General features: G+C 76.2%; 1 protein-coding gene. It reads left to right on the top strand.

What is annotated here, in order from left to right; all coding sequences use genetic code 11:
* Positions 1-185: 185 nt before the first annotated feature.
* Positions 186-1087: undecaprenyl-diphosphate phosphatase (locus MNY62_RS20605; RefSeq protein ID WP_242346236.1), on the top strand; the 902-nt coding region annotated here is incomplete at its 3' end.

Raw genomic sequence — 1087 nt, 5'->3', positions numbered from 1 at the left:
GGGGGGGGGGCCGCCCCCCCGGGTCTTCCCCCCCCCCACCCCCCCGCCCCCCCCGGGGGGCGGGGGCCCCCCCCCCCCCCCGCCCCCCCCCCCCCGCCGGGCTCAGGAGTCCTCGGCGCCCGCGCTCCCGGAAGAAGCCCGTGCGTTGATGATCCGGGGACTGTGGACTAGGGTTCCCTCCGCCCATGAGCCTCCTCGCCGCCGTCTTCCTCGGGATCCTCCAGGCCGCGACCGAGTTCCTCCCGGTCTCGTCCACCGCCCACCTGCTCGTCTTCGGCGAGCTGCTCGGCCACGATCTCGCCGACCCCCGCTTCCGCGCGTTCGCGACCATCATCCAGACGGGCACCACCCTCGCGGTGCTCGTGTACTTCCGCACCGAGATCCAGGCGCTCGTCGTGGCGGGCCTGCGCTCGCTCGCCCGGCGGCGACCGCTCGAGACGCCGGAGTCGCGCCTCGCCTGGTTCATCGCGGTCGGCACGATCCCGGCGGCGGTGCTGGGCAAGCTCTTCGAGAAGCGCATCGAGGCGCTCGGGAACTGGGTCATCGTGGGCTCGCTCGTCGGGCTCGGGCTCGTGCTCCTCCTCGCGGAGCGGTACGCGCGTCACCTGCGCCACGTCGAGGACGTGGGCGCCGTGGACGCGGTCCTCATCGGGCTTGGCCAGGCCATCGCGCTCGTCCCGGGGAGCTCGCGCTCCGGCACGACCATCACCACCGGCATGCTGCTCGGCTTCACGCGCGAGGCGGCGGCGCGCTTCAGCTTCCTCCTCTCCGTCCCGATCATCCTCGGCGCGGGGGGCTACAAGCTCTGGAAGACGGTGCCCGTGCTGCGCGGCGAGCCGGGCTGGGCGCTCGCGACGCTCGTCGGCACGGGGGTCTCCGCGGTCGCGGGCTACCTCGTCATCGACTGGCTCCTCGGGTGGCTCCGCACGCGCACGACCCACGTGTTCGTGGTCTGGCGCATCGCCGCGGGCGTCGCGCTCGCGATCCTCCTCTGGCAGGGCGTGCTGCCGTCGGGCGAGCCGCCCCCGCCGGCGGCGGCCGCGGCGGCGGGGCGCGCGGGAGGCGCGCCGGCGCCGCTCGGCGCCGC

The organism is Anaeromyxobacter terrae, from assembly GCF_022690685.1.
Taxonomy (GTDB): Bacteria; Myxococcota; Myxococcia; order Myxococcales; family Anaeromyxobacteraceae; genus Anaeromyxobacter; species Anaeromyxobacter terrae.
Note: the sequence above shows the minus strand (reverse complement) of the source record. Positions and strands in the feature narration are given on the sequence as shown.